24 protein-coding genes are annotated in these 23,222 nt (G+C 69.6%); 17 read left to right on the top strand and 7 right to left on the bottom strand.

Annotation, left to right across the window (positions count from 1 at the left end; translation table 11 throughout):
* Window positions 1-51: 51 nt before the first annotated feature.
* From ACMUOO_RS02825 to ACMUOO_RS02790, 8 genes are all read left to right on the top strand, one after another.
* A complete protein-coding gene (locus ACMUOO_RS02825; protein ID WP_301919932.1) occupies window positions 52-216 on the top strand; it encodes a hypothetical protein in 165 nt (54 codons plus the stop codon).
* Window positions 217-421: 205 nt separating this feature from the next.
* Window positions 422-2,674 carry an outer membrane protein assembly factor BamA gene (gene bamA, locus ACMUOO_RS02820; RefSeq protein ID WP_301919933.1) on the top strand — a complete coding sequence of 751 codons (2,253 nt, stop codon included), beginning with the start codon at window positions 422-424 and terminating at the stop codon, window positions 2,672-2,674.
* The gene (locus ACMUOO_RS02815) at window positions 2,674-3,324 is read left to right on the top strand and encodes an OmpH family outer membrane protein (RefSeq protein WP_301919934.1); all 651 of its coding nucleotides are present in this window, start codon (window positions 2,674-2,676) and stop codon (window positions 3,322-3,324) included. Before bamA ends, ACMUOO_RS02815 begins: the two co-directional genes overlap by 1 nt.
* Window positions 3,325-3,414: 90 nt before the next feature.
* Window positions 3,415-3,873, top strand: a complete 459-nt coding sequence (gene fabZ / locus ACMUOO_RS02810; protein ID WP_301919935.1) for a 3-hydroxyacyl-ACP dehydratase FabZ — start codon at window positions 3,415-3,417, stop codon at window positions 3,871-3,873.
* A gap of 1 nt (window position 3,874) precedes the next feature.
* Window positions 3,875-4,669, top strand: a complete 795-nt coding sequence (lpxA, locus tag ACMUOO_RS02805) for an acyl-ACP--UDP-N-acetylglucosamine O-acyltransferase (RefSeq protein ID WP_301919936.1) — start codon at window positions 3,875-3,877, stop codon at window positions 4,667-4,669.
* On the top strand, window positions 4,666-5,490 hold the full coding sequence (locus ACMUOO_RS02800) for an LpxI family protein (RefSeq protein WP_413854852.1): 825 nt from the start codon (window positions 4,666-4,668) through the stop codon (window positions 5,488-5,490). Before lpxA ends, ACMUOO_RS02800 begins: the two co-directional genes overlap by 4 nt.
* Window positions 5,487-6,641 carry a lipid-A-disaccharide synthase gene (gene lpxB / locus ACMUOO_RS02795; RefSeq protein ID WP_301919938.1) on the top strand — a complete coding sequence of 385 codons (1,155 nt, stop codon included), beginning with the start codon at window positions 5,487-5,489 and terminating at the stop codon, window positions 6,639-6,641. The genes ACMUOO_RS02800 and lpxB overlap by 4 nt, the downstream gene beginning before the upstream one ends.
* 7 nt (window positions 6,642-6,648) lie before the next feature.
* Window positions 6,649-6,918 carry a hypothetical protein gene (locus tag ACMUOO_RS02790; protein ID WP_301919939.1) on the top strand — a complete coding sequence of 90 codons (270 nt, stop codon included), beginning with the start codon at window positions 6,649-6,651 and terminating at the stop codon, window positions 6,916-6,918.
* A 96-nt stretch (window positions 6,919-7,014) separates the two neighbouring features.
* Here the strand turns inward: ACMUOO_RS02790 and ACMUOO_RS02785 are convergent, their stop codons facing one another.
* Window positions 7,015-8,460 (bottom strand): ferric reductase-like transmembrane domain-containing protein, encoded by a 1,446-nt coding sequence (locus ACMUOO_RS02785; RefSeq protein WP_301919940.1) that lies wholly within the window; start codon window positions 8,458-8,460, stop codon window positions 7,015-7,017.
* A gap of 79 nt (window positions 8,461-8,539) precedes the next feature.
* The gene (gene mnmA / locus ACMUOO_RS02780; protein WP_301919941.1) at window positions 8,540-9,679 is read right to left on the bottom strand and encodes a tRNA 2-thiouridine(34) synthase MnmA; all 1,140 of its coding nucleotides are present in this window, start codon (window positions 9,677-9,679) and stop codon (window positions 8,540-8,542) included.
* A gap of 123 nt (window positions 9,680-9,802) precedes the next feature.
* Here mnmA and ACMUOO_RS02775 point away from each other — a divergent pair, with 123 nt between their 5' ends.
* From ACMUOO_RS02775 to ACMUOO_RS02755, 5 genes are all read left to right on the top strand, one after another.
* Window positions 9,803-10,081, top strand: a complete 279-nt coding sequence (locus ACMUOO_RS02775; protein WP_301919942.1) for a DUF1153 domain-containing protein — start codon at window positions 9,803-9,805, stop codon at window positions 10,079-10,081.
* A gap of 94 nt (window positions 10,082-10,175) precedes the next feature.
* Window positions 10,176-10,886: a response regulator transcription factor CtrA gene (gene ctrA, locus ACMUOO_RS02770; protein ID WP_291338595.1), complete on the top strand. Its 711-nt coding sequence runs from the start codon at window positions 10,176-10,178 to the stop codon at window positions 10,884-10,886.
* Between the two features lie 346 nt (window positions 10,887-11,232).
* On the top strand, window positions 11,233-13,281 hold the full coding sequence (ligA, locus tag ACMUOO_RS02765) for an NAD-dependent DNA ligase LigA (protein WP_413854856.1): 2,049 nt from the start codon (window positions 11,233-11,235) through the stop codon (window positions 13,279-13,281).
* Entirely contained in the window at window positions 13,278-15,365 is a 2,088-nt protein-coding gene (recG, locus tag ACMUOO_RS02760) for an ATP-dependent DNA helicase RecG (RefSeq protein WP_301919944.1), read from the top strand. The genes ligA and recG overlap by 4 nt, the downstream gene beginning before the upstream one ends.
* Before the next feature lie 89 nt (window positions 15,366-15,454).
* Window positions 15,455-15,577 (top strand): hypothetical protein, encoded by a 123-nt coding sequence (locus ACMUOO_RS02755; RefSeq protein ID WP_301919945.1) that lies wholly within the window; start codon window positions 15,455-15,457, stop codon window positions 15,575-15,577.
* A gap of 149 nt (window positions 15,578-15,726) precedes the next feature.
* Here the strand turns inward: ACMUOO_RS02755 and ACMUOO_RS02750 are convergent, their stop codons facing one another.
* On the bottom strand, window positions 15,727-16,170 hold the full coding sequence (locus tag ACMUOO_RS02750) for an iron-sulfur cluster assembly scaffold protein (protein WP_301919946.1): 444 nt from the start codon (window positions 16,168-16,170) through the stop codon (window positions 15,727-15,729).
* A 79-nt stretch (window positions 16,171-16,249) separates the two neighbouring features.
* Here ACMUOO_RS02750 and hisI point away from each other — a divergent pair, with 79 nt between their 5' ends.
* Window positions 16,250-16,609, top strand: coding sequence for a phosphoribosyl-AMP cyclohydrolase (gene hisI, locus ACMUOO_RS02745; protein ID WP_301919947.1), 360 nt, complete (start codon window positions 16,250-16,252; stop codon window positions 16,607-16,609).
* Window positions 16,610-16,662: 53 nt separating this feature from the next.
* Here the strand turns inward: hisI and gluQRS are convergent, their stop codons facing one another.
* From gluQRS to ACMUOO_RS02730, 3 genes are all read right to left on the bottom strand, one after another.
* Window positions 16,663-17,499: a tRNA glutamyl-Q(34) synthetase GluQRS gene (gene gluQRS / locus ACMUOO_RS02740; RefSeq protein ID WP_301919948.1), complete on the bottom strand. Its 837-nt coding sequence runs from the start codon at window positions 17,497-17,499 to the stop codon at window positions 16,663-16,665.
* Window positions 17,499-18,839: a methylenetetrahydrofolate--tRNA-(uracil(54)-C(5))-methyltransferase (FADH(2)-oxidizing) TrmFO gene (gene trmFO, locus ACMUOO_RS02735; protein WP_301919949.1), complete on the bottom strand. Its 1,341-nt coding sequence runs from the start codon at window positions 18,837-18,839 to the stop codon at window positions 17,499-17,501. The genes gluQRS and trmFO overlap by 1 nt, the downstream gene beginning before the upstream one ends.
* A gap of 163 nt (window positions 18,840-19,002) precedes the next feature.
* Complete coding sequence (locus ACMUOO_RS02730; RefSeq protein WP_301919950.1) at window positions 19,003-19,197, bottom strand: hypothetical protein; 195 nt, start codon at window positions 19,195-19,197, stop codon at window positions 19,003-19,005.
* Between the two features lie 313 nt (window positions 19,198-19,510).
* On the opposite strand from ACMUOO_RS02730, the gene obgE reads away from it, so the two are divergent.
* The 3 genes from obgE (at window position 19,511) to ACMUOO_RS02715 (ending at window position 22,953) form a co-directional block, all read left to right on the top strand.
* Window positions 19,511-20,539, top strand: coding sequence for a GTPase ObgE (gene obgE, locus ACMUOO_RS02725; RefSeq protein ID WP_301919951.1), 1,029 nt, complete (start codon window positions 19,511-19,513; stop codon window positions 20,537-20,539).
* Complete coding sequence (gene proB, locus ACMUOO_RS02720) at window positions 20,527-21,642, top strand: glutamate 5-kinase (protein ID WP_301919952.1); 1,116 nt, start codon at window positions 20,527-20,529, stop codon at window positions 21,640-21,642. The genes obgE and proB overlap by 13 nt, the downstream gene beginning before the upstream one ends.
* A 66-nt stretch (window positions 21,643-21,708) precedes the next feature.
* Entirely contained in the window at window positions 21,709-22,953 is a 1,245-nt protein-coding gene (locus tag ACMUOO_RS02715) for a glutamate-5-semialdehyde dehydrogenase (protein WP_301919953.1), read from the top strand.
* Window positions 22,954-22,956: 3 nt separating this feature from the next.
* On the opposite strand, the gene ACMUOO_RS02710 is transcribed toward ACMUOO_RS02715, so the two are convergent.
* Window positions 22,957-23,222 (bottom strand): histidine phosphotransferase family protein (locus ACMUOO_RS02710; RefSeq protein ID WP_413854851.1); only part of this gene is annotated, 266 nt, incomplete at its 5' end.

Genomic DNA, 23,222 nt, shown 5'->3' with positions numbered 1-23,222 from the left:
TTCGGCGCCTAGCCTCGACCCGGTCGATTTCAGGGTCGGAGGGTCGGTTTCATGCAGATGCTTCAGAGCGGCTATCGCGGCTTCTCGCTGGTGCTCGATCTCGGGGTCGATCGCATCCTGATTCCGCTTGCAATCGTTCTCGGCCTCGCCGGCGGCGCCCTCATCGGGACCGAGCTTGTGCGGCTGCAGGCGCCCGAGCAGCAGTTGATGCACTGACCTCGCTGGCACGGGCCGGTCTTTCCGCACGGCGCGACCCCTAGGGGCCGCGCCGTTCGTTTTGACAACATGCCGTATTCCCGGTAGTCACTTTCCCAAGTGAGTTGCGAAGAAATTTCGGGGGCAGAGCATGTTCGGGCGGACACGTGGCAGAGCCATCGGCGGAGCCAGTTCGGGGGGCCGCGTCCGGTCCGCGATTTTCGTCATGCTGGCCGTGGTTTGCGGCCTTCTGTTCAGTCAGGCCGAGGCGCAGAGCTACACGTTCTCGCGCATCTCGGTCGAGGGCAACACCTTCGTGGAACCCGCGACGATTGCCAAGATCGCCGGAATCGGTCAGGGCCAGCCGGTCTCTGAAGCGCAACTGAACGACGCCGTCCAGCGACTCATCGCCTCCGGGCTCTTCGCCACGGCCGATGTCGTACCCTCGGGCGGGACGCTGGTGATCCGCGTCACGGAAAATCCGGTGATCAACGTCGTCACCTTCGAGGGCAACCAGCGGCTGAAGGACGAGGACCTCGCCAAGATCGTGAAATCGCAGTCGCGCCGCGTCTATTCCGCCGCCCAGGCCGAGGCCGATGCCGCCGCGATCACCGAGGCCTATGCCGCCCAGAATCGTCTCGCGGCGCGGGTCGAGCCGCGCGTGATCGACCGCGGCGACAACCGCGTCGATCTCGCCTTCGAGATTCGCGAGGGCAGGGTGACGGAGGTGGAGCGGCTCAGCTTCACCGGCAACCGTGCCTACTCCGACCGCAGGCTGCGCCAGGTGCTCGGCACCAAGCAGGCCGGTCTGCTGCGCAACATCATCCAGCGCGACACCTTCATCCCCGACCGGATCGAGTTCGACAAGCAGGTGCTGACCGACTTCTACCGGGCGCGCGGCTATATCGACTTCCAGGTGCTTTCCGTCAGCCGCGAGTTCTCGCGCGAACGCGACGGCTTCTTCCTGACCTTCGCGGTGCGCGAAGGCCTGGCCTACAAGTTCGCCAAAGTCTCGGCCGTCAGCGAGTACGAGGGCATCGACGTCGCGCCCTACCAGGAGGCGATCCGCATCCGCGAGGGAGCCTTCTATTCGCCGCTCGCCATCGACACGACGATCAGCCGGATGGAGGCGATCGCACTGAAGCAGGGCGTCAACTTCCTCAACATCGAGCCGCGCATCACCCGCAATCCGGAAAGCCAGACTCTGGACGTGGTCTTCGCGCTGACCAAGGGCCAGCGCGTCTTCGTGGAACGGATCGACATCGAGGGCAACGCCACAACGCTCGACCGCGTCGTGCGGCGGCAGTTCAAGTCGGTCGAAGGCGATCCCTTCAATCCGCGCGAAATCCGCGAGGCGGCCGAGCGCATCCGCGCCCTCGGCTTCTTCGAGACGGCGGACGTGAACGCGCGTCAGGGCACCTCGGCGGACCAGGTGATCGTCGACGTGAACGTGGAGGAAAAGCCGACCGGTTCGCTCACCTTCGGGGCAAGCTATTCGGTCGCCAACGGCGTCGGCTTCAACGTCGGTCTCAGCGAGGCGAACTTCCTCGGGCGCGGCCAGTTCGTCAGCCTGAACATCGCGGTCGGCACCGACGACAAGAACAGCTCGATCACCTTCGTCGAGCCGGCCTTCCTCGACCGGGATCTGAAATTCCGGTTCAGCGCCTACTACACGACCAGCGAGAACTCGAACTCCGACTATTCGACCAAGCGCATCGGTGCCTCGCCGTCCATCGAGTTCCCGATGGGCGAGTTCAGCGCCATCGAGTTGCGCTACAAGGTCTCGCAGGACGAGATTTACGCGGTAGACACGAATTCCTCGCAGCTTCTGAAGAACGAAGCGGCGCGGGGGGCGGAGATCACCTCGGCGCTCGGCTACACCTACAGCTACGACACGCGGCTCGGCGGCCGTGATCCGAACAGTTCGGTCTACTTCAAGTTCGGTCAGGACTTTGCAGGCGTCGGCGGCGACATCACCTCGATCAACTCCACGGCGCTCGCCTCCTACCAGCGCAAGGCCTTCCGCGAGGAGGTGACGCTCCGGGCCGAGATCGAGGGCGGCGTCCTCGTCACCTCGGGCGGCGACAGCCGTCTGGTCGACCGCTTCACCGGCAACGGCAAGATCCGCGGCTTCGAGCCGAACGGCATCGGCCCGCGCGACCTTACCGTCGCCAACCGGGATGCGGTCGGCGGCAACTACTTTGCCGTCGCGCGGCTCGAGGCGGAATTCCCGCTCGGCCTGCCCGAGGAATACGGGATCACCGGCGGTCTCTTCGCCGATGTCGGATCGGTCTGGGGGCTCGACAACACGCTCGGCGGCACGATCGACGACAGCTTCAACCTGCGTTCCTCCGTCGGCGTCTCGATCTTCTGGAACACGGCGCTCGGTCCCTTGCGGTTCAACTTCTCGAAGGCGATCAACAAGGAAACCTACGACCTCGAGCAGAACTTCGACCTGACCGTCTCGACGCGGTTCTGATGCGTGCGCCGCAAAGGCTTGTGCTGGCGCTGGCCTTCGCCGCCGGCGTGGCATTTCCCGCCTTCGCGCAGGAGACGGAACCGGCGCAGGGCGGGCTCGTTCAGACGCCCATCCTGACCATCGACCAGGACCAGCTCTTCGGCGGAACCCTCTGGGGCAAGCGCGTCGCGGCAAGGATCGAGGCCGCCTCGGCCGATCTCGCAGCGGAGAACCGGCGGATCGAAGCGGAACTTACGGCCGAGGAAAAGGCCCTGACCGAAAAGCGGCCGACGCTTCCGCCCGAGGACTTCCGCCGCCTCGCAGACAGCTTCGACGCCCGCGTGACCGAGTTCCGGAACAGCCAGGACCGAAAGGCGCGCGCGATCGCGCGGATCCACGACGCCGAGCGGCAGGCGTTCTTCCAGGCCGCCCTGCCGGTCATGGCCGAGGTGCTCCGGGGACACGGGGCGATCGCCGTCCTCGACAACCGCGCGATCTTCCTTGCCGCCGACGCCATCGACGCGACCGACGAGATGATCGCCCGGATCGATGCGGAACTGGGGCCGGGGGCCGACGTCGCGGTGCCCGAGGAGGCGGAGGGCGGCGAGACCGCACCGGCGCCGGGAGCCCGGGCGCTGCCTGCCCCGGACCTGCCGGGTTCCGGCAACTGAAGGACCCGGGCACGACCTCGGTTCTTGTCAGGGCTTGGCCGACTTGTTACGCAGACGCGGCAAGGACCCAAGCCGGGGGAAGGAGAGCGCATGGCTGCCGAGGCGATCACCGAGGCCGATCTCGATCTGATCCAGCGGATCATTCCGCACCGCTACCCGTTCCTTCTCATCGACAAGGTCGTCGATATCGTGCCGAACAAGGGCTGCGTCGGGATCAAGAACGTCACCATCAACGAGCCGCACTTCACCGGGCATTTCCCGGCCAAGCCGATCATGCCCGGCGTGCTCGTGGTCGAGGCGATGGCGCAGGCTGCGGCGGTGCTCGTCGGCATCTCGATGGATGTGGTGGGGCGCGACCTCCTGACCTATTTCCTCTCCATCGACGCCTGCCGCTTCCGCCGCATGGTGGTGCCGGGCGACCGGCTGGAACTGCACATGACCGTGAAGCGCGGCGGCGGCAAGATCTGGAAGTTCGACGGCCGCGCCATGGTCGGCGAACAGATGTGCTGCGAGGCCGAGATCGCCGCGATGATGGATCTCAGGGACTGAGATGGCCATCGCTGCAAGCGCAGAGGTCCACCCGTCCGCGCATGTGGAGCCGGGGGCGGCGGTGGGCGAGGGCTGCCGGATCGGCCCCTTCTGCCTGATCGGATCCGGGGTCACTCTCGGGCCGGGCGTCGAGGTCAAGAGCCATGCCGTCGTCACCGGCGACACCGCGGTGGGCGAGGGCACGGTGATCTTTCCCTTCGCCACGGTGGGCGAGGTGCCGCAGGACCTGAAGTTCAGGGGCGAGAGGAGCGCGCTGGTGATCGGCGCGCGAAACCGCATCCGCGAACACGTGACCATCAACCTCGGCACAGAAGGCGGCGGCGGGGTGACGCGGGTGGGCGACGACTGCCTGCTGATGGCCGGCTCGCATGTCGCGCATGACTGCCAGATCGGCAACCGCGTGATCCTCGTGAACAACGCCGCCCTTGCCGGGCACTGCATCCTCGAGGACGAGGTGATCGTCGGCGGGCTTTCGGGTGTCCACCAGTTCGTCCGTATCGGCCGGGGCGCGATGATCGGTGCGGTCACGATGGTGACGGCGGACGTGATCCCCCACGGGCTCGTCCAGGGGCCGCGCGGCACGCTCGACGGGCTGAACCTCGTCGGGCTGAAGCGGCGAGGCGCGGCGCGGGGCGAGATCGCGGCGCTGCGCGACCTGATCGACGCGCTTTCGCGCGGCTCGTTCCGCGAGAGCGCCCGCGTGCAGTCCGAAGCGGGACCAGAGAGCGCGCTGGTGCGCGAGGTGCTGGACTTCATCCTCGGTCCCTCCGACCGTTCGTTCCTGACGCCGCGATGACGCGGACGGCGCTCATCGCCGGGCAGGGTGGACTGCCGGTGGCGCTGGCCGCCGCGCTGCGCGAGAGCGCTACCGACTTCCTCGTGGCAGAGCTTGAGGGCTTCGCCTCCGCCATCCCGGATGCCGACCCGATCCGCTTCCGGGTGGAGCGGCTCGTACCCTTCCTCGACGCGCTCGCCGACCGCGGCGTTGCCCGTGTCGCCTTCGCCGGCGGGCTCCGGCGCCCGGCGCTGGATCCCGAACTGATCGACGCGCGGAGCGCGACGCTGGTGCCGCGGCTGGCCGCGGCCTTCCGGTCGGGTGACGACGCGCTCCTGCGCGAGGTCATCGCGATCTTCGAGGACTGGGAGTTCGAGGTGGTGGGCGCCGATGCGCTCGCCCCGGCGTTGGTGCCGGGGCCGGGGTTCCTGACCGGGACCGCGAGCGACGCCGACCGTGCCGACGCCACCCGGGCCGCCGCCATCGTGGGCGAGATCGGCCGGCTCGACATCGGGCAGGGCGCCGTCGTGGCGCAGGGCCTCTGCCTCGCGGTGGAGACGCTGCCCGGGACCGACGCGATGCTCGACTTCGTGGCGGCCCATGCGGCGCGGCTCCGCCCCGATCCGAAGGGCGCGCGAGGGGTCCTCTTCAAGGCGCCGAAACCCGGTCAGGACCGCCGCATCGATCTGCCCGTACTCGGGCTCCGGACCGTCGAGAGGGCGGTCTCGGCCGGGCTCGGCGGCATCGCCTGGGAGGCGGGCGGCGTGATCGTGCTCGACCGCGCGGCGGTCGTTGCGGCCGCCGCGGCCGCGGGCCTCTTTCTCTGGGCGCGGGAACCATGAGGCTGTTCCTCATCGCGGGCGAAGCCTCTGGCGACGCCCTCGGTGCGGCGCTGATGGCCGGGCTGAAGCTACTCTCCCCGGGGGTTGAGTTCCACGGCGTCGGCGGGCCGTTGATGACGGCCGAGGGGCTGACGAGCCTTTTCCCGATGGAGGAACTTTCGGTCATGGGCCTCGTCGAGGTACTGCCGAAGTACCGCCATCTGAAGCGCCGGATCGCCGAGACGGCGGCAGCGGCGGTGCGGATCGCTCCCGATGCGCTCGTCACCATCGACAGCCCCGATTTCTGCCTGCGCGTCGCCCGCGCCGCCCGTGCTGTCGCACCGGGCCTCGGGACCATCCACTACGTCGCCCCCACCGTCTGGGCCTGGCGGCCCGGGCGGGCGGCGAAGATGGCCGAGGTCATCGACCATGTGCTTGCGCTCTTTCCGTTCGAGCCGCCCTACATGGAAGCCGCCGGCATGACCTGCGACTTCGTCGGCCATCCGGTCGTGGCCCAGCCCCGCGCCACGCCTGCCGAGGCATCCGCGTTCCGCGATCGGCTCGGCCTCGGGCCGGACGACACGCTCCTCCTCTGCCTGCCGGGGTCGCGCCGGAGCGAGGTGACGCGCCTCGCCCCGCGCTTCGAGCAGGCGATCGCCGAGTTCCGCGACCGCGAGCCCGGAGTGCGGGTTGTCGTGCCGACGGTGCGCGGCGTGGCCGGGCTCGTGCGCGGGATCACCGGCCGCTGGCCGGTCGTGCCCGAGGTGCTGGAGGCGGAGTGCGACCGCCGCGCAGCCTTCGCCGCGGCCGATCTTGCGCTCGCGGCCTCGGGCACGGTCAGTCTGGAGCTTGCCGCGAACCGGGTGCCCATGGTCATCGCGCATGACTTCAACCGGCTCACCTGGTGGATGATGAAGCGCACGGCCCTGATCGACACCGTGACGCTCGTCAACATCGTCTCGGAAAGCCGCATCGTGCCGGAATTCCTCGGCCCCGCCTGCCGTCCCGAACCGATCGCCCGTGCGCTCGTCCGGCTCATCGACGACGAGGATGCGCGCGCGGCCCAGCTCGACGCGATGGCGCTGACGATGGAGCGGCTCGGCGCCGGAGGCGAGGCGCCGGGCCTGCGCGCGGCGCGCTCGGTGCTCCGGAGCCTCGGCAAGGAGGAGTGAAGCGACGATGCCCCGTGATCGTTCCATGGCCCTCGTCTGCGCCGCCCTGATCGCGGGCGTCCTCGTCGCACCCGCCCGGGCAGGTGACGCGGCTGCGGGCGCGGTGGCCTATGCGCGCGATTGCGCGCGCTGCCACCGCGACGAGGCGGCGCTTCGGACCACTGTCGCTGCGGCGGCCGACCCGGCCGCCGCGCTCGACGCCTTTCTCGCCCGCCACCGCGCACCCGACCCGGTGCGCCGGGCCGACATCGTCGCCTATCTGGCCGCCCCGCGCTGAGGCGCCCGGGGAACGGCCTCTGCACACCCGTCCCTTTCCCACCGGGGGGGGCGGGAGGGTGACCTTGCGCGGACTGCGCGCCCGAACCTCTGCCCGCTATGCCAGGGCGAAGAGCGTGATCGCCCCGGCAACCGAGCCGAAGAGGGCGACCCAGGCACCCATGCGCCGCCAGTCCTTGCGCGACAGCCCCTGCGCATCGTAGCGGAAGCGCTCGAAATGGATCGCCCGGGGGGGCAGGCCGCAACCTTCGAGGCAGTCGGCCGCGCGCGCCATCATGCCGCCGGGGCCGCAGAGAAAGGCGGTCGTCCGCGCCGGGTCGAGCCCCGCCATCGCGGCGCGCACATGATCCAGCGTCATCGGTCCCTGCTCGACGCCCGGTCCGTCGGGGGCACTGTCGGTGAGAAGGATCGCGCGCCCGCCAAGACGCTCCAGATCCACCCGCCACAGTGCCTCCGGCACCATGAAGGCGGGGTCGCGGCAGGCGTAGAGGAGCCGCACGGGGCGGTTCTCGCCGCGCTCCGCCAGCGCGCCGAGGATCGCGAGAATCGGTGCGATGCCGACACCGCCCGCGACGAGCAGCACCGGCCCGCCGGCGTCGGCCCGGTCGAGGGAGAAGCTCCCATGGGGGGCGTCGACCGCGACGGATGTGCCGGGAGGGATCGCGCCGATCCGGCCGGTGAAATCCCCCGCCTCCTGGACCAGGAAGCGCAGCCTGTCGCCGGAACCGGGTGCCGAGGCGATGGAAAAGGGATGGTCGCAGAGCGGCACACGGCAGCGCCCGAAGGCGAGCCAGGCGAACTGGCCGGCGCGGAAGGCAAACGGGCGTGCCCCCGCCGGGCGCAGCGTCACCTGCCAGAGCCGTTCGGCGACGGGGCGGTTCTCCTCCACGACCCAGCCGGTTCCGGCCCCGGCGAGCCGGCGCAGGTAGACCCATAGCGCGGGCACCGTGGCGAGGGCGACCGCGGCCGGCCAGAAGACGGCCCCCCAGCTCCCGGCGGCCCTCCCGTCGCTGAGGGCGTGCCAGAGCAGCGCCGCCACGAGGGCGAGCGCGGCGAGCCCGTGGCTCGCCCGCCAGACCTCATACCGGAACGGCAACCGATCGCGCAGAAGCGCCAGCGCCACCAGCAGTGCGAGGAGGAGAAGCGCGAGGCGCGCATCGGCCAGCCCCGGCGCTTCGAGCACGGCCGCGAGGTGGCGTGCCTGCCGGTTCGGCCGGTCGGGGTCGGGCGGGCCGACGAGAAGGAAGGGGTGGGCCAGCGCAAACGCCAGCGCCACCGGACCCGCCCACTTGTGGAACCCCATCGTCACGTCGATGCCGAGCCGGCCCGAGAGCCGCTCGAACCGGCCGCTTGTCACCATCTGGGCAAGCAGCATGACGAAGGCGGCGATGCCCGCGGCGATCCCGGCGCGCGTGAAGGCCCCCGCGCCACGCCCCACCGTCATCAGCGCGAGCGCGATGGGCAGGGTCGCGGCAAGGAAGTAGAGCGCGGCGAGCACCCAGGGCGGCGGGGAGTTCGGGGGCCTGGCGGGCATGGCGGGCATGGCGGACCTCCTTCGGGGGCCGCGCCCTTGTCGGCGGCGAAGGTGCCGCCGGCAATCCGGCAAAGCGTCGCGGCCGCAGTCAGTGGCCGCGCCAGATCCAGCCGCCGCCGAGGATGCGCGAACCGCCGGTCTCATAGAACACGCAAGCCTGCCCGGGGCTTACGCCGGCTTCCGGGTCAAGAAGCTCCACCGTGGCCGTGGTCGCGGAGAGCGGCCGGATGATGGCGGGCCGCGGCGGGCGGGTGGAGCGGATGCGGACCGAGACATGCCATTCCGGCCGGCTGTCGAAGGGCGCATCGCCCAGCCAGTTGATCTCCCGCAGGGGGACGGTGCGGGTGGCGAGTGCCTCCTTCGGCCCGACGACGACGCGGCGCGTTTCGGGGTCGAGCTTCACGACGTAGAGCGGACCGCCGAGCCCGCCGATGCCGAGCCCGCGGCGCTGGCCGATGGTGTAGTGGATCACGCCCCCGTGCGCGCCGAGCACATTGCCCGCCATGTCCACGATCTCGCCCGGATCGGCCGCGCCGGGGCGCAGCTTCTCGATCACCGCCGCATAGTCGCCATTCGGCACGAAGCAGATGTCCTGGCTGTCGGGCTTGTCGGCGACGGAAAGGCCGTATTTCGCCGCGAGCGCGCGGGTTTCGGCCTTGGAGGCGAGATGGCCGAGCGGAAAGCGCAGGAAAGTAAGCTGCTCCGGCGTGGTCGAGAACAGGAAATAGGACTGGTCGCGGTTCGGATCGGCGGCGGCATGCAGTTCCGGCCCCGCCGGGCCGACGAGGCGGCGGATGTAGTGCCCGGTCGCCATGCAGTCGGCGTCGAGGTCCTTCGCGGTAGCCAGGAGGTCCTTGAACTTCACCCTCTCGTTGCAGCGGATGCAGGGGACCGGTGTCGCGCCCGCCAGATAGGCGTCGGCGAATTCCTCGATCACGGCCTCGCGGAACATGTTCTCGTAATCGAGGACGTAGTGCGGGAACCCCATCGCCTCGGCCACGCGGCGGGCGTCGTGGATGTCCTGTCCGGCGCAGCAGGCGCCCTTTTTCGCCAGCGCCGCGCCGTGGTCGTAAAGCTGCAGGGTGACGCCGACGACATCGTAGCCCTCGTCCTTCAGCATGGCGGCCACGACGGACGAATCCACGCCGCCCGACATCGCCACCACGACGCGGGTTTCTGCCGGCGGTTTCGGCAGGCCGAGGGAGTTCAGTCGGGTTTCGTCAAGCATCGCATCGGGTCCGGGAAACGGAACGAATATATGAAAATCCTCCGCAGTCACAAGGCAGGGTTTCACCCCTCCTTAAACCTGCCGATGCAGCCTTCCCGGCGGGAGAAGACGAAGGGGTGAACCATGTTCTTGAAAAAGATCGATGGTCCGCGGGCGATTACCTTGCCCGACGGAACCGTCATGACGCGCGCCGACCTGCCGCCCGCCGAGACCCGGCGCTGGGTCGCCAGCCGCAAGGCGCGGGTGGTGAAGGCGGTGGCCTACGGGCTCTTGCCGCTCAAGGAGGCGCTGGAGCGGTACCAACTCTCGGAGGAGGAGTTCGGGCTTTGGCGCGACGCGGTGGCGCGGCACGGTGAAAAAGGCTTGAAAGTCACGGCGATCCAGAAATACCGTCAACCATGAGTTGAGCTTTGCGGCGGCATCACAGCGGTAACTTGTGGTTAACCAATCTGCGCCAGAGTGGGGATGATCGAGGGATTAACGTGGAGTACGCCTGATGAGAATCCTGCTGGTGGAGGACGACCCGACCACGTCCCGCAGCATCGAGCTGATGCTCACCCATGCCAACCTGAACGTCTACTGCACCGACCTCGGGGAGGAGGGGATCGACCTCGCCAAGCTCTACGATTACGACCTGATCCTTCTGGATCTCAACCTGCCCGACATGAACGGGCAGGACGTGCTGCGCCAGCTTCGCCTCGCCAAGGTCGATACGCCGATCCTGATCCTCACCGGCGCCGACGATACGGAAAACAAGATCCGCAGCTTCGGCTTCGGTGCCGACGACTACATGACGAAGCCCTTCCACCGCGAGGAACTCGTCGCCCGCATCCATGCGATCATCCGCCGGTCCAAGGGCCATTCGCAATCGGTGATCCGCACCGGCAAGATCAGCGTCAACCTCGACGCCAAGACGGTGGAGGCGGAAGGCACGCCGGTGCACCTGACCGGCAAGGAGTACCAGATGCTGGAGCTTCTGAGCCTCAGGAAGGGCACGACCCTCACCAAGGAGATGTTCCTCAACCATCTCTACGGCGGCATGGACGAGCCGGAACTGAAGATCATCGACGTCTTCATCTGCAAGCTCAGAAAGAAGCTCTCCGAGGCGACCGGCGGTGACAACTACATCGAGACGGTCTGGGGCCGCGGATACGTGCTGCGCGAGCCCTCGGCCGATGCGCCGCGCAAGATCGCCGTCGGCGCCTGAGAACCTGCCAGTCGCGGGGTGCCGCCACCGCCGCCCGGGCGCGGCGCCGCCCGGCGCTTGAGCCGGCCACGGTGAGACTGGACCTCAACCGATGCGCGCCCTAACACTTTCGGGTCAGCATCGGGGAGGTCCGTCCATGTCTGCGGCGAAACGAACGACCGGCGGGGGCAAGGGCGGCGCGGCGGGCGACACGGCGGGCGACGGCGGGGCGCAGGACGGCGATCGTGCAGGCGGGTCGGAGGCCGGGCCTGCCGCCATCAATCCCTTGCCCGCGCTGGAGCGTCGCACGGTCGATGCGCTCACCGCGGAGGAAGCGGCGCGGGAGTGGGGGCTGATCGCCGCCGCCATGGCGCGCGCGAACCGCGCCTACCATACGCTCGATGAGCCCGAAATCTCGGACGCCGACTACGACGCGCTGAAACGCCGGCTCATGGCGATCGAGGCGCGCTTTCCGGTGCTCAGGCACGCGGAAAGCCCGACGCAGACGGTGGGGGCGGAGCCATCGGAGACCTTCGCGAAGGTGCGCCATGGCGTGCGGATGCTCAGCCTCGAGAACGCCTTCGAGCCATCCGAGATCGGCGAGTTCGACGACCGCATCCGCCGCTACCTGAACCTCTCGGCCGGGGCGCCGCTTCTTTACACCGCCGAGCCCAAGATCGACGGTCTGTCGCTGTCGCTCCGCTACGAGCGGGGGCGCCTCGTGCAGGCGGCCACGCGCGGCGACGGCGAGACGGGGGAAAACGTCACGGCGAACGCCCGCACCGTCCGTGACATCCCCGAGAGGCTCGCCGAGGCGCCCGAGGTGCTCGAGGTGCGTGGCGAGGTCTACATGAGCCACGACGATTTCGCGGCCCTGAACGCCCGCGCGGCCGAGGCGGGGGAAAAGACCTTCGCGAACCCCCGCAACGCTGCGGCGGGGTCGCTGCGCCAGCTTGACGCGGGCGTGACCGCATCGCGGCCGCTCAGGTTCTTCGCCTATGCCTGGGGCGCCCATTCCGAACCGCTCGCCGACACCCAGATGGGCGCGATCGCGCGGCTCGCCGCGCTGGGGTTTTCCACCAACCCGCTGACGCGGCTCTGCGACGGGCCGGAGGAGCTGCTCGCCGCCTGGGCCGAGATCGAGGCGCGGCGTGCAACGCTCGGCTACGACATCGACGGCGTGGTCTACAAGGTGAACGACATCGTTCTCCAGCACCGGCTCGGCTACCGTTCCACCACGCCGCGCTGGGCCATCGCCCACAAGTTCCCGGCCGAGCTCGCCTGGACAAGACTGGAGGCGATCGACATCCAGGTCGGCCGCACCGGCGCGCTTTCCCCCGTCGCCCGCCTCCTGCCCGTCACCGTGGGGGGCGTCGTCGTTTCCAACGCGACGCTGCACAACGAGGACTACATCGCCGGCCGCTCCGCCTCGGGCGAGGCGATCCGCGGCGGCAAGGATATCCGCGCCGGCGACTGGGTGCAGGTCTACCGCGCGGGCGACGTCATCCCCAAGGTGGCCGACGTGGACCTGTCGCGGCGGCCGGCGGACGCGGTGCCCTACGTCTTCCCGACGACATGTCCCGAATGCGGCTCGGATGCCGTGCGCGAGGAGGGCGACGCCGTGCGTCGCTGCACCGGCGGGCTCGTCTGCCCGGCGCAGGCGGTCGAGAAGCTGAAGCACTTCGTCTCGCGCGCCGCCTTCGACATCGAGGGGCTGGGGCCAAGGCAGATCGAGATGTTCTTCGAGGACGACCAGCTTCCCGTCCGCGAACCGGCCGACATCTTCACCCTGTCCGCGCGGGATGCGGCGAACCTCGCCAAGCTGAAGAACCGCGAGGGCTTCGGCGAAAGGTCGGTGAGCAATCTCTTCCAGGCCATCGAGGAAAAACGCAGAATCCCGCTCAATCGGCTGATCTTCGCGCTCGGGATCCGTCATGTCGGCGAAAGTGCCGCGAACCTTCTCGCCCGGCACTACGGCACCTGGGAGGCGTTCGAGCGGGCGATGACCGCCGCGACGGTCGGCGAGGGGCCGGAGTGGGAGGCGCTCCTGGCCATCGACGGCGTCGGCCGGGTACTCGCGGCCTCTGTCGTGAACACCTTCCACCAGGCGGCCGAACGCGCCTCCATCGACCGGCTCGCGGCGATGCTCGACGTGGAGCCGGCCGCACAGCCGGTGACGACCGGCAGCCCCGTCGCCGGCAAGACGCTCGTCTTCACCGGGACGCTCGAGAAGATGACACGGGCCGAGGCCAAGGCGCGGGCCGAGGCGCTCGGGGCGAAGGTGGCGGGCTCGGTCTCGGCGAAGACCGACCTCGTCGTCGCAGGCCCCGGCGCGGGCACGAAGGCGAAGGAGGCCGAGCGCCTCGGCATCGAGACGATAGACGAGGACGCCTGGCTGAGGCTCATCGGCGCATGAGCCGGCCGGCGATCCTCTTTCCGCTTTTTGCGGAGCTGGAGACGCTGGAGGGCGTCGGGCCGAAGACGGCGAAGCTCTTCGCGCAGATGGGCGTTGAGCGGCCGCGCGACCTCGTGTTCACACTTCCCTACGCGGTGATCGACCGCCGGCTCCGTCCGACGATCCGGGGCGCGGCGCTGCCCGGCACGGTGACGGTGGAGGTCACGGTGGGCGCACATGTTCCGCCCCGCCGCAAGGGCGGGCCGGCGCGGGTCTTCGTCCGGGATGCCGAGACGGAATGGCAACTCGTCTTCTTCAGCGTGAAGGGCGACTGGCTGCAGCGTCAGCTCCCGACCGGCCAGCGGCGGATCGTCTCGGGCAGGCTCGAGCTTTTCGACGGGTTGGCGCAGATGGCCCATCCCGACCACATCCTCCGCCCCGAGGAGGCTGCCGACCTGCCGGAGTTCGAGCCGGTCTATCCGCTGACCGCCGGGCTCGGGCAGAAGACCGTGCAGAAGGCGGCCGCGGCGGCGCTCGGTCGCGCGCCCGCGCTGGCGGAGTGGATCGACGCCGGCCTCCTGGCGCGCGAAGGCTGGCCGGGGTGGGCCGACGCGCTGAGGGCTGCCCACGCGCCCGCTCACCTCGGCGACATCGCCGCCGAGGCGCCGGCGCGCCAGCGGCTCGCCTATGACGAGCTTTTCGCGCATCAGCTGACGCTGGCGCTCGCCCGTGCCTCGCTCCGGCGCGGCAAGGGGCGGGCCAGCATCGGGACCGGGCTGCTGCAGGCGAAGGTGCTGGCGGCGCTGCCCTACCGGATGACCGGCGCGCAGACCCGCGCGCTGGCCGAGATCGCTGCCGACATGGCCTCGCAGACCCGGATGACCCGGCTCCTTCAGGGCGACGTCGGCGCGGGCAAGACGCTGGTGGCGTTCCTGGCGCTTCTCGTCGCGGTCGAGGCGGGCGGGCAGGGGGCGATGATGGCGCCGACGGAAATCCTCGCCCGCCAGCACCTCGACAGCCTTCGGCCCCTGGCCGAGGCGGCCGGCGTCGTCCTCGACATCCTGACGGGGCGCGACAAGGGCGCCGAGCGGGCCGACAAGCTCGCGGCGCTGGCCCGCGGCGCGATCCAGGTGCTCGTCGGCACCCACGCGCTCTTCCAGAAGGACGTGGAGTTCCACGACCTCCGCCTTGCCATCGTTGACGAGCAGCACCGGTTCGGCGTGGCGCAGCGGATGGAACTGGCCGCCAAGGGCGTGACGGCCGACATGCTGGTGATGACGGCGACGCCGATCCCGCGATCCCTGAGCCTCGCCCAGTATGGCGACATGGACGTCTCGGTGCTGGACGAGAAGCCGCCGGGGCGGAAACCGGTCAGGACCGCGCTCGTCTCGGCCGGGCGCTATGACGAGGTGGTGGGCCACCTCCGGCAGGCCGTCGCCGAGGGGCGGCAGGCCTACTGGGTCTGTCCGCTTGTCGAGGAATCGGAAGCGGTGGACCTGACCGCGGCGGCAGAGCGGTTCCGGGCGCTGAGGGCCGCGCTCGGCGAGGGTGTCGTGGGCCTCGTCCACGGCCAGATGGCGCCGGCCGAGAAGGACGCGGCGATGGCGGATTTCGTTGCGGGGCGGACCAAGGTGCTGGTGGCGACGACGGTGATCGAGGTCGGCGTCAACGTCCCCGACGCCTCGATCATGGTGATCGAACGGGCGGAGATATTCGGGCTCGCGCAGCTTCACCAGTTGCGCGGACGGGTGGGGCGCGGGGCGGCGGAATCGACCTGCCTCCTGATGTACCAGCCGCCGCTGGGCGAGACTGCCGAGCGGCGCCTGCAGATCCTGCGCGAAACCGACGACGGCTTCCGCATCGCGGAGGAGGATCTCTCCATGCGCGGCGCGGGCGACCTGATCGGTACCGCGCAGTCTGGCCTGCCGAGGTTCCGCATCGCCGATCTGGAGCGGCAGGCGGCACTGATGGCGGTGGCACAACGGGACGCGCGCAAACTTCTCGCCGACGATCCCGGGCTTGCAACGCCGCGCGGAGCGGCGGCGCGCGTGCTGCTGTGGCTGATGGAACAGGATCGGGCGATCCGGCTCATTTCCATCGGATGAGCCGTTTTCGTTCGCGGATGTTCTCTGAAAGTTCTTTACGAATCGTTTCGAACATGAGAACAAAGAGATAACATCTGTGGAGGTTGCTCATGGCACGGGAAGTGAAATCCGCCCTCATCCGCGCGCGCGGCACGCTTGTTCAGGATGCGGCCGGGGTTCTCTCCCTCGTCGCGATGCTTTTCGTGGCACTGCACCTGCCGTCGTTTCTCTGACCTGTCCGCTTCTGCCTCGCGGTTCGCCGTCCGGTTTCGCGCCTGTCCCCAGTCCCCGGCTCTGCCAGAGCCACGCGTCCGGTCCCCCGGCAATCGCCTGCCTCGCCGCCTTCTCCGGAAGGCGGCGTTTTTTCTTGTCCGGAAGGGTGTCAGGCGGCCGCTTCGGCCGCGGCCATGGCCTCGGCCGTCGCTTCGAGAACAAGGAGGATCGAGGCGTGCCGGTTCTTGTAGTCGCGCGCGGGCTCCAGCACCTCGTAACCGGCGAAGGGCGCCGTCGGCACGGGCCCGCCTTCCTTGAGCATGGCGCGAAGCTCGTCGCGCGCGCGCTCGACCTCGGCGCGCGTCCGGCCGATCATCTGCGCCCCCGCGATCGCCGCCGAGGCCTGGCCGAGCGCGCAGGCCTTCACGTCCTGGCCGAACTCGACGATGCGGCCGTCCGTCACCGCGACATCGACCGTGACGGTGGACCCGCAGAGCGGCGAGCGCTTGCGCACCGTCGCTGTCGGATGCTCCAGCCGACGAAGATGCGGTATGTCGGCTGCGAGCGCGAGGATGCGCTTGGAATAGAGGTGAATGAGGTCGCTGTCGCTCATCGGCACTCCCCCCGGGGCTTTCCCCGCCGGCGTCTGGAGTCTAGATAGGCGCAAAGCCGCGCGAAAGGAAGCCGGACGGATGCCCTTCGACCCTTCGACACTGGTCTACGATGCCCGTGGCCTCATCCCGGTGATCGCACAGGATCATGCCTCGGGCGAGGTCCTGATGCTGGCCTGGATGAACGCCGGGGCGGTGGCGCGGACGCTTGGGACCGGGCGCGTCACCTACTGGTCGCGGTCGCGGCAGGCCTTCTGGGTCAAGGGCGAGACCTCGGGCCATGTGCAGCGGCTGACGGAGATGCGGGTGGACTGCGACCGCGACTGCCTCCTGGTGCTGGTCGAGCAGGAAGGGCCGGCCTGCCACACCAACCGGCGGTCCTGCTTCTACACCGCCGTGCGTGACGGCGCCGAGGTGGAGATCCTGCGCCCCGAGGCGTAGCGGCGGCGGCGAGAGCCTCCGGCGGGAGTATTTGGACCACAATGAATTCGGCGTCAGGCGAGCCCGATCAGGCGGCGGATCTCGGCCGGCGTAACGCCCTCGTCCCGGTACTTGCGGATCGCGCGCGCGTCGTCGCGCTTGGCGAGCCGCTTGCCAGTCTCGTCCCGGATCAGCCGGTGGTGGTGGTAGACGGGGGTCGGCAGGCCGAGAAGGCGCTGGAGAATCACCTGGATCGGGGTGAATGCGAAGAGATCCTCGCCGCGGATCACATGCGTGATGCCCTGGTCGGCGTCATCGAAGGCCGAGGCGAGGAAATAGGCGACGATCCCGTCCCCTTTCCGGCCGAGAACCACGTCGCCGAAGGTGCGGCGCGCGGCCTCGGGATCGACCCGGTGGACGCCGGCGTGGGCCGGGCCGGTCTCGATGAAGACGAGCGTTTCGGGATCGAGCGCGGCGAGCGCGCGGTCGAGGTCGAGCCGCAGCGCATCGCCGGGTTGGCGGCCCGCCATCTCCCGCCCGCGGCACGTGCCGGGATAGAGGGAATGGGCCACGCCCTCCTGCGGGGCCGAGAGGACGGCGCGGATGTCGCCGCGGCTGCAGGAGCAGGGGTAGATCAATCCACGGGGGCCGAGGGAGTCGAGCCGGGCATTGTACGCGGCGAGATGGTCCGACTGCCGGTGCACGGGGCCGTCCCAGTCGAGGCCGAGCCAGGCGAGGTCTGCCAGGATCAGGGCCTCCCATTCAGGTCGCGATCGCTCGAGATCGGTGTTCTCCATCCTGAGAAGGAATTCTCCGCCCGCCGCGCGCGCCATGTCATGGGCGAGGATCGCGGAAAAGGCGTGGCCGAGGTGCAGCGGACCGGTCGGCGAGGGTGCGAAGCGCGTGCGCATCAACCCTGCCCGGCAAGCCATTCCACAAAAACGGTTTTTGCCCGGTCGGTATAGGCGCGGTAGCGATCCTTCCGACCCTTGCGGCCGCCCTTCGCGTCGATCGGCGGGAAGAGGCCGAAGTTGACGTTCATCGGCTGGAAGGTCCTTACCTCGGCGCCGCCGGTGATGTGGTGGACGAGCGCGCCCATGGCGGTCTCGGGCGGCGGCGGCGCGAGGTCTCGGCCGAGGATCTGGGCCGCCGCCATCCGGCCCGCGAGGAGCCCCATCGCGGCGCTTTCGACATAGCCCTCGACCCCGGTGATCTGACCGGCAAAGCGGATGCCGGGCCGCGATCTCAGCCGCAGCCGGTCGTCGAGCAGAGCCGGCGCGTTGATGAAGGTGTTGCGGTGGATGCCGCCAAGGCGCGCGAAACCGGCGTTCTGAAGGCCGGGAATCATCCTGAAAACATCGACCTGCGCGCCATACTTCATCTTGGTCTGGAAACCGACGATGTTGTAGAGCGTACCCATCGCGTTGTCGCGCCTGAGCTGGACGACGGCGTAGGGCTTGACCTCCGGCCGGTGGGCGTTGGTCAGTCCCACGGGCTTCATCGGCCCGAAGCGCAGCGTGTCGCGGCCGCGGCTCGCCATGACCTCGATCGGCAGGCAGCCGTCGAAGTAGCCGGCGGTCTCGCCCTCGCGGAACTCGGTCTTGTCGGCGGCGAGGAGCGCGTCGACGAAGGCCTCGTACTCCGCTTTGGTCATCGGGCAGTTGAGATAGGCGCGCCGCTCCGCCTCGGTCTCGCCCTTGTCATAGCGCGACTGCGCCCAGGCAACCGACATGTCGACCGTCCCGGCATGGACGATGGGGGCGATGGCGTCGAAAAAGGCGAGGTTGTCGGCGCCGGTCTCGGCCCGGATCGCCGCGGCGAGCGCGCCGGAGGTGAGGGGGCCGGTGGCGATGATCCACTGCCCGTCGCCAGGAAGTGCGGTGACCTCGCCCTCCGCGACCTCGATCAGGGGATGAGCGCGCAGTGCCGCCGTTACAGCCGCCGCGAAGGGGTCACGGTCGACGGCGAGTGCCCCGCCCGCGGGCAGGCGGTGGCGGTCGGCCATTCCGATGACGAGCCCGCCCGCCTCCCGCATCTCCCAGTGGAGCAGTCCCACGGCGTTCTTTTCGTGGTCGTCCGAGCGGAAGGAGTTGGAACAGACCATCTCGGCGAAGTCGCCGGTGCGGTGGGCGAAGGTGCCGACACGGGGCCGCATTTCGTGAAGGGTGACGGGAACACCCATCGCGGCCGCCTGCCAGGCGGCCTCCGATCCGGCCATTCCGCCGCCGACGATGTGAAGTCTTGCGCTCATCGCCCGTGATGTAGTCCGCCGCACGACGATTGAAAAGGCGGAGGGACCGCGCGGGCCCCGGAAAGCGAAAGCGGCCCCGAAGGGCCGCCAGCCTGCATGTCCGGAGGCCGAGATGCCCGCGGACCGGGTGCGTCGCACCGGCCTTGCGCCGGTGCCTGTCGGTTCAGATGCCGATGTCCATGAGATAGCCCTGCTCGCGCCGGCGATGCTTCGCCTCGTTCGGATCCTCGACCATCACGGAAGGGACGGCATCGTGCGAGCCGCGGAGGGCGGCGAAGAGCGACGCGATCAAGCCGCGGCTGGACGGGCGCTGGATCGACTGGCTCTGGTAGGCGCCGGCGATGTCGTAAAGGCTCATCTCAGGTTCTCCGTGAGTGCCCGGCTCCCCGACCGGTTCGGATGGGTTGAGGGCGGTCGGCTGCCCGGTGACGCTGCCCAGACTGGAGGGCATTTCTTTCCAGCACGTTAACAACACCGATTTATACTTCAGGTTGTGGCAAGATTGAGGCCGGCGCGGGGATTTGTTTCGACGCCAAGGCGCGGCGCGACCCTTCGCCGCCGCATTTGCACGTTCGGCGCGCATCGCGGGCACCCGGCGGGCAGAATCGCCCCGGTCTTGCGGAATCCGGCGCCAGGCTCTATCGCCTGACAGACCGCAGGAAAGCCCGCCCATGAAGTTTCTCGATCTCGCCAAGGTCTATATCCGTTCCGGCGGCGGCGGCGCGGGCTGTTCAAGCTTCCGGCGGGAGAAGTTCATCGAGTTCGGCGGGCCGGACGGCGGCGACGGCGGCAATGGCGGCTCGGTCTGGGCCGAGGCGGTGGAGGGGCTGAACACGCTCATCGACTTCCGCTACCAGCAGCATTTCTTCGCCAAGAACGGCCAGCCCGGCATGGGCAGCCAGCGGACCGGCAAGTCGGGCGAGGACATCGTGCTGAAGGTGCCCGTCGGCACCGAGATCATCGACGAGGACGAGGAGACGCTGATCGCCGACCTCACCGAGTCCGGCCAGCGCGTGCTTCTGGCGCAGGGCGGCAACGGCGGCTGGGGCAACCTGCGCTTCAAGTCCTCGACCAACCGGGCTCCGTCGCGCGCCAATCCCGGCCAGCCGGGGGTGGAGCGCACGATCTGGCTCAGGCTCAAGCTGATCGCCGATGCGGGGCTCGTGGGGCTGCCGAATGCCGGGAAGAGCACCTTGCTTGCCGCCGTCTCGAATGCGCGGCCGAAGATCGCGGACTATCCCTTCACCACGCTGGTGCCGAACCTCGGCGTCGTCGGGATCGACGGCAAGGAATTCGTCATGGCCGACATCCCCGGCCTCATCGAGGGCGCGTCGGAGGGGCGGGGCCTTGGCGACCTCTTCCTGGGCCATGTCGAACGCTGCGCCGTCCTCCTGCATCTCGTTGACGGAACTTCCTCAACGATCGCAAGGGACTACCGGACGATCCTGCAGGAACTCGAAGCCTATTCCGAGGACCTCGTGGCCAAGCCGCGGATCACGGCGCTGAACAAGGTCGACGCACTCGACGCGAAGACCCTCGCGAACCGGCGCCGCAGTCTCGAAAAGGTGGCCGGCGGCCCCGTTCACCTCATCTCCGGCGTTTCCGGCGCAGGCGTGCAGGAAGTGCTGCGCGCGCTGCTCTCGATCATCGCCGAGGGCCGGCGCGAAGCCGCGCCCGAGGAGCGGGAATGGCGACCCTGACGCCGGACATCGCGGCCGCGCGGCGGCTTGTCGTCAAGATCGGCTCCGCGCTCCTTGTCGATCCGGCGGGCGGTCTCCGGCGCGGCTGGCTCGAGGGGCTCGCCGCCGATGTGGCGCAGGCCAAGGCCCGGGGCGCCGACGTGATCCTGGTGTCCTCCGGTTCCATCGCGCTCGGCCGGCGTGTCCTGGGTCTGCCCGCCGGCGCCCTCACGCTCGACCAGAGCCAGGCGGCCGCCGCCGTGGGCCAGATCCGGCTCGCCCGCGCCTACGAAGAGGTGCTGGCGCCGCACCGGCTGACCGCCGGGCAGGTGCTGGTCACGCTCGAGGACACCGAGGACCGCCGCCGTTACCTCAACAGCCGCGCGACGATGGAGACCCTCCTCGGTCTCGGCGTCGTGCCGATCGTCAACGAGAACGACACCGTTGCGACCGACGAGATCCGCTTCGGTGACAACGACCGGCTTGCGGCGCAGATCGCGGTCACGGTGGGGGCGGACCAGCTCGTGCTCCTGAGCGACGTGGACGGGTTCTACTCGGACAATCCGAAGCTGAACCCCGCGGCGCAACGCTTTGATGTCATTGACAGGATAACGCCTGCGATCGAGGCAATGGCGGGCGATCCCGTTTCCGGTCTCTCGAAGGGCGGCATGAAGACGAAGCTGATGGCGGCGAAGACGGCGGTCGCCGGAGGCTGCGCCATGGTCATCATGGAAGGGTCCGTCCTGCGGCCGCTTGCGGCGCTCGCGGTGGGGGCGGCCGCGACCTGGTTTCTCGCCGAGGGTACGCCGCAAGTGGCCCGCAAGCGCTGGATCGCGGCGATGAAGCCGCGCGGGGAACTCAGGCTCGATGCAGGCGCCGTCACCGCGCTGGCGCAGGGCAAGTCGCTGCTGCCTGCAGGCGTGACGGCTGTCTCGGGCGCGTTCGGGCGCGGCGATCCGGTGGTCATCCTCGGCCCTGGCGGCGAGGCACTGGCCAGGGGCCTGGTGCGCTACACCGCCGTCGAGGCTCGGGCCATAGCCGGCCGGCGGTCGGGTGACATCGAGGGCGTTCTGGGCTATGCGGGACGCGGACCGATGGTGCACCGCGATGACATGGCGCGCTAGGCCCGCGCTGCGGATGCTTCTGGCAGGGGGTGCTGCGCCACGATGAAAGTCTTGGAAACGAAGGAAATGGGTGACGTTCCTGCGATGATGGCCCGGCTCGGCCGGGCGGCGCGCGCGGCTGCGGCAGAGCTCGCCTTCGCACCTGCCGAGGCCAAGCGGGCGGCCCTTCTGGCGGCCGCCGACGCGCTCTGTGCGGCGCGGGAGGAGGTCATGGCGGCCAATGCCGAGGACCTCGCCCATGGCCGCGAAAAGGGGCTGTCGGCAGCAATGATGGACCGGCTGCTTCTCGACGAGGCGCGTATCGGCGCCATCGTGGCGGGGCTCAGGGCGGTGGCCGCCCAGAAGGACCCGGTGGGCGAGGTCATCGCCGCCTGGGACATGCCCTCGGGGCTGCATATCGAGCGGGTGCGCACACCCCTCGGCGTCGTCGGCGTCATCTACGAGAGCCGGCCGAACGTGACGGCCGACGCCGGGGCGCTGTGCCTGAAGTCCGGCAATGCGGTGATCCTGCGCGGCGGCTCGGAAAGCTTCCACTCCTCCCGCGCCATCCACGCCTGCCTCGTTGCCGGACTGAAGTCGGCCGGGCTGCCCGAGGCCGCCATCCAGCTGGTGCCGACCCGGGACCGTGCCGCCGTCAGCGCGATGCTGGCCGCCGTGGAGCATATCGACGTGATCGTGCCGCGCGGTGGCAAGGGCCTCGTGGGCCTCGTGCAGGCAGAGGCGCGGGTGCCGGTCTTCGCCCATCTCGAGGGCATCTGTCACGTCTATGTCGACAAGGATGCGGACCCCGAAAAGGCGCGGCGCGTGGTCCTGAACGCCAAGACCCGACGCGCCGGCATCTGTGGCGCGGCCGAATGCCTGCTTGTCCACCGCGAGATCGCGGCGGGGCTCGGACAACGGCTCGTCGACGACCTCATGGCCGCGGGGGTGGAGGTGCGGGCCGAGGGACTGGTCGGGACCAAGGCCGCCGCGGAGAGCGATTTCGGGCGCGAGTTCCTCGACATGATCATCGCGGCCAGGGTCGTCGATGATGTCGATGCCGCCATCGCCCACATCCGCCGCCACGGGTCGAACCACACCGAGGCGATCCTCACCGAGAACGACGCGACGGCGGAACGCTTCTTCCAGCGGCTCGATTCGGCGATCCTGATGCGCAACGCATCGACCCAGTTCGCCGACGGCGGCGAGTTCGGCATGGGGGCCGAGATCGGCATCGCCACCGGCAAGCTGCACGCGCGCGGACCGGTGGGCGCCGAGCAGCTGACGAGCTTCAAGTATCTCGTGACCGGCGACGGCACTATCCGCGCCTGACCCTCAGTAATGCAGGGCGATGGCGGTGTCGTCGAGCCGGAGCGCGAGGCTGCGGCGCTGCCGTGCAAGCTCCATGGGCAGAAGCGCGAACTGCACCTGAGCGGCCGTGACCTCGGCCGTTCCGGCACCCCTGAGCCGCTCCCAGAGCGGCGGATCGACCTTCAGCCGCGGCGCCTCCGCCCCGATCTGCCAGCGACCGCCATCCGCGCTGACGCGAATCCGGCCGCCGAAGGGGAGCGCGCTTTCGAGGCACTGGATCGCGAGGAAGG

The organism is Albidovulum sp. (assembly GCF_041919395.1).
Classification (GTDB): domain Bacteria; phylum Pseudomonadota; class Alphaproteobacteria; order Rhodobacterales; family Rhodobacteraceae; genus Albidovulum.
This window is presented reverse-complemented; position numbering and strand designations above follow the sequence as displayed.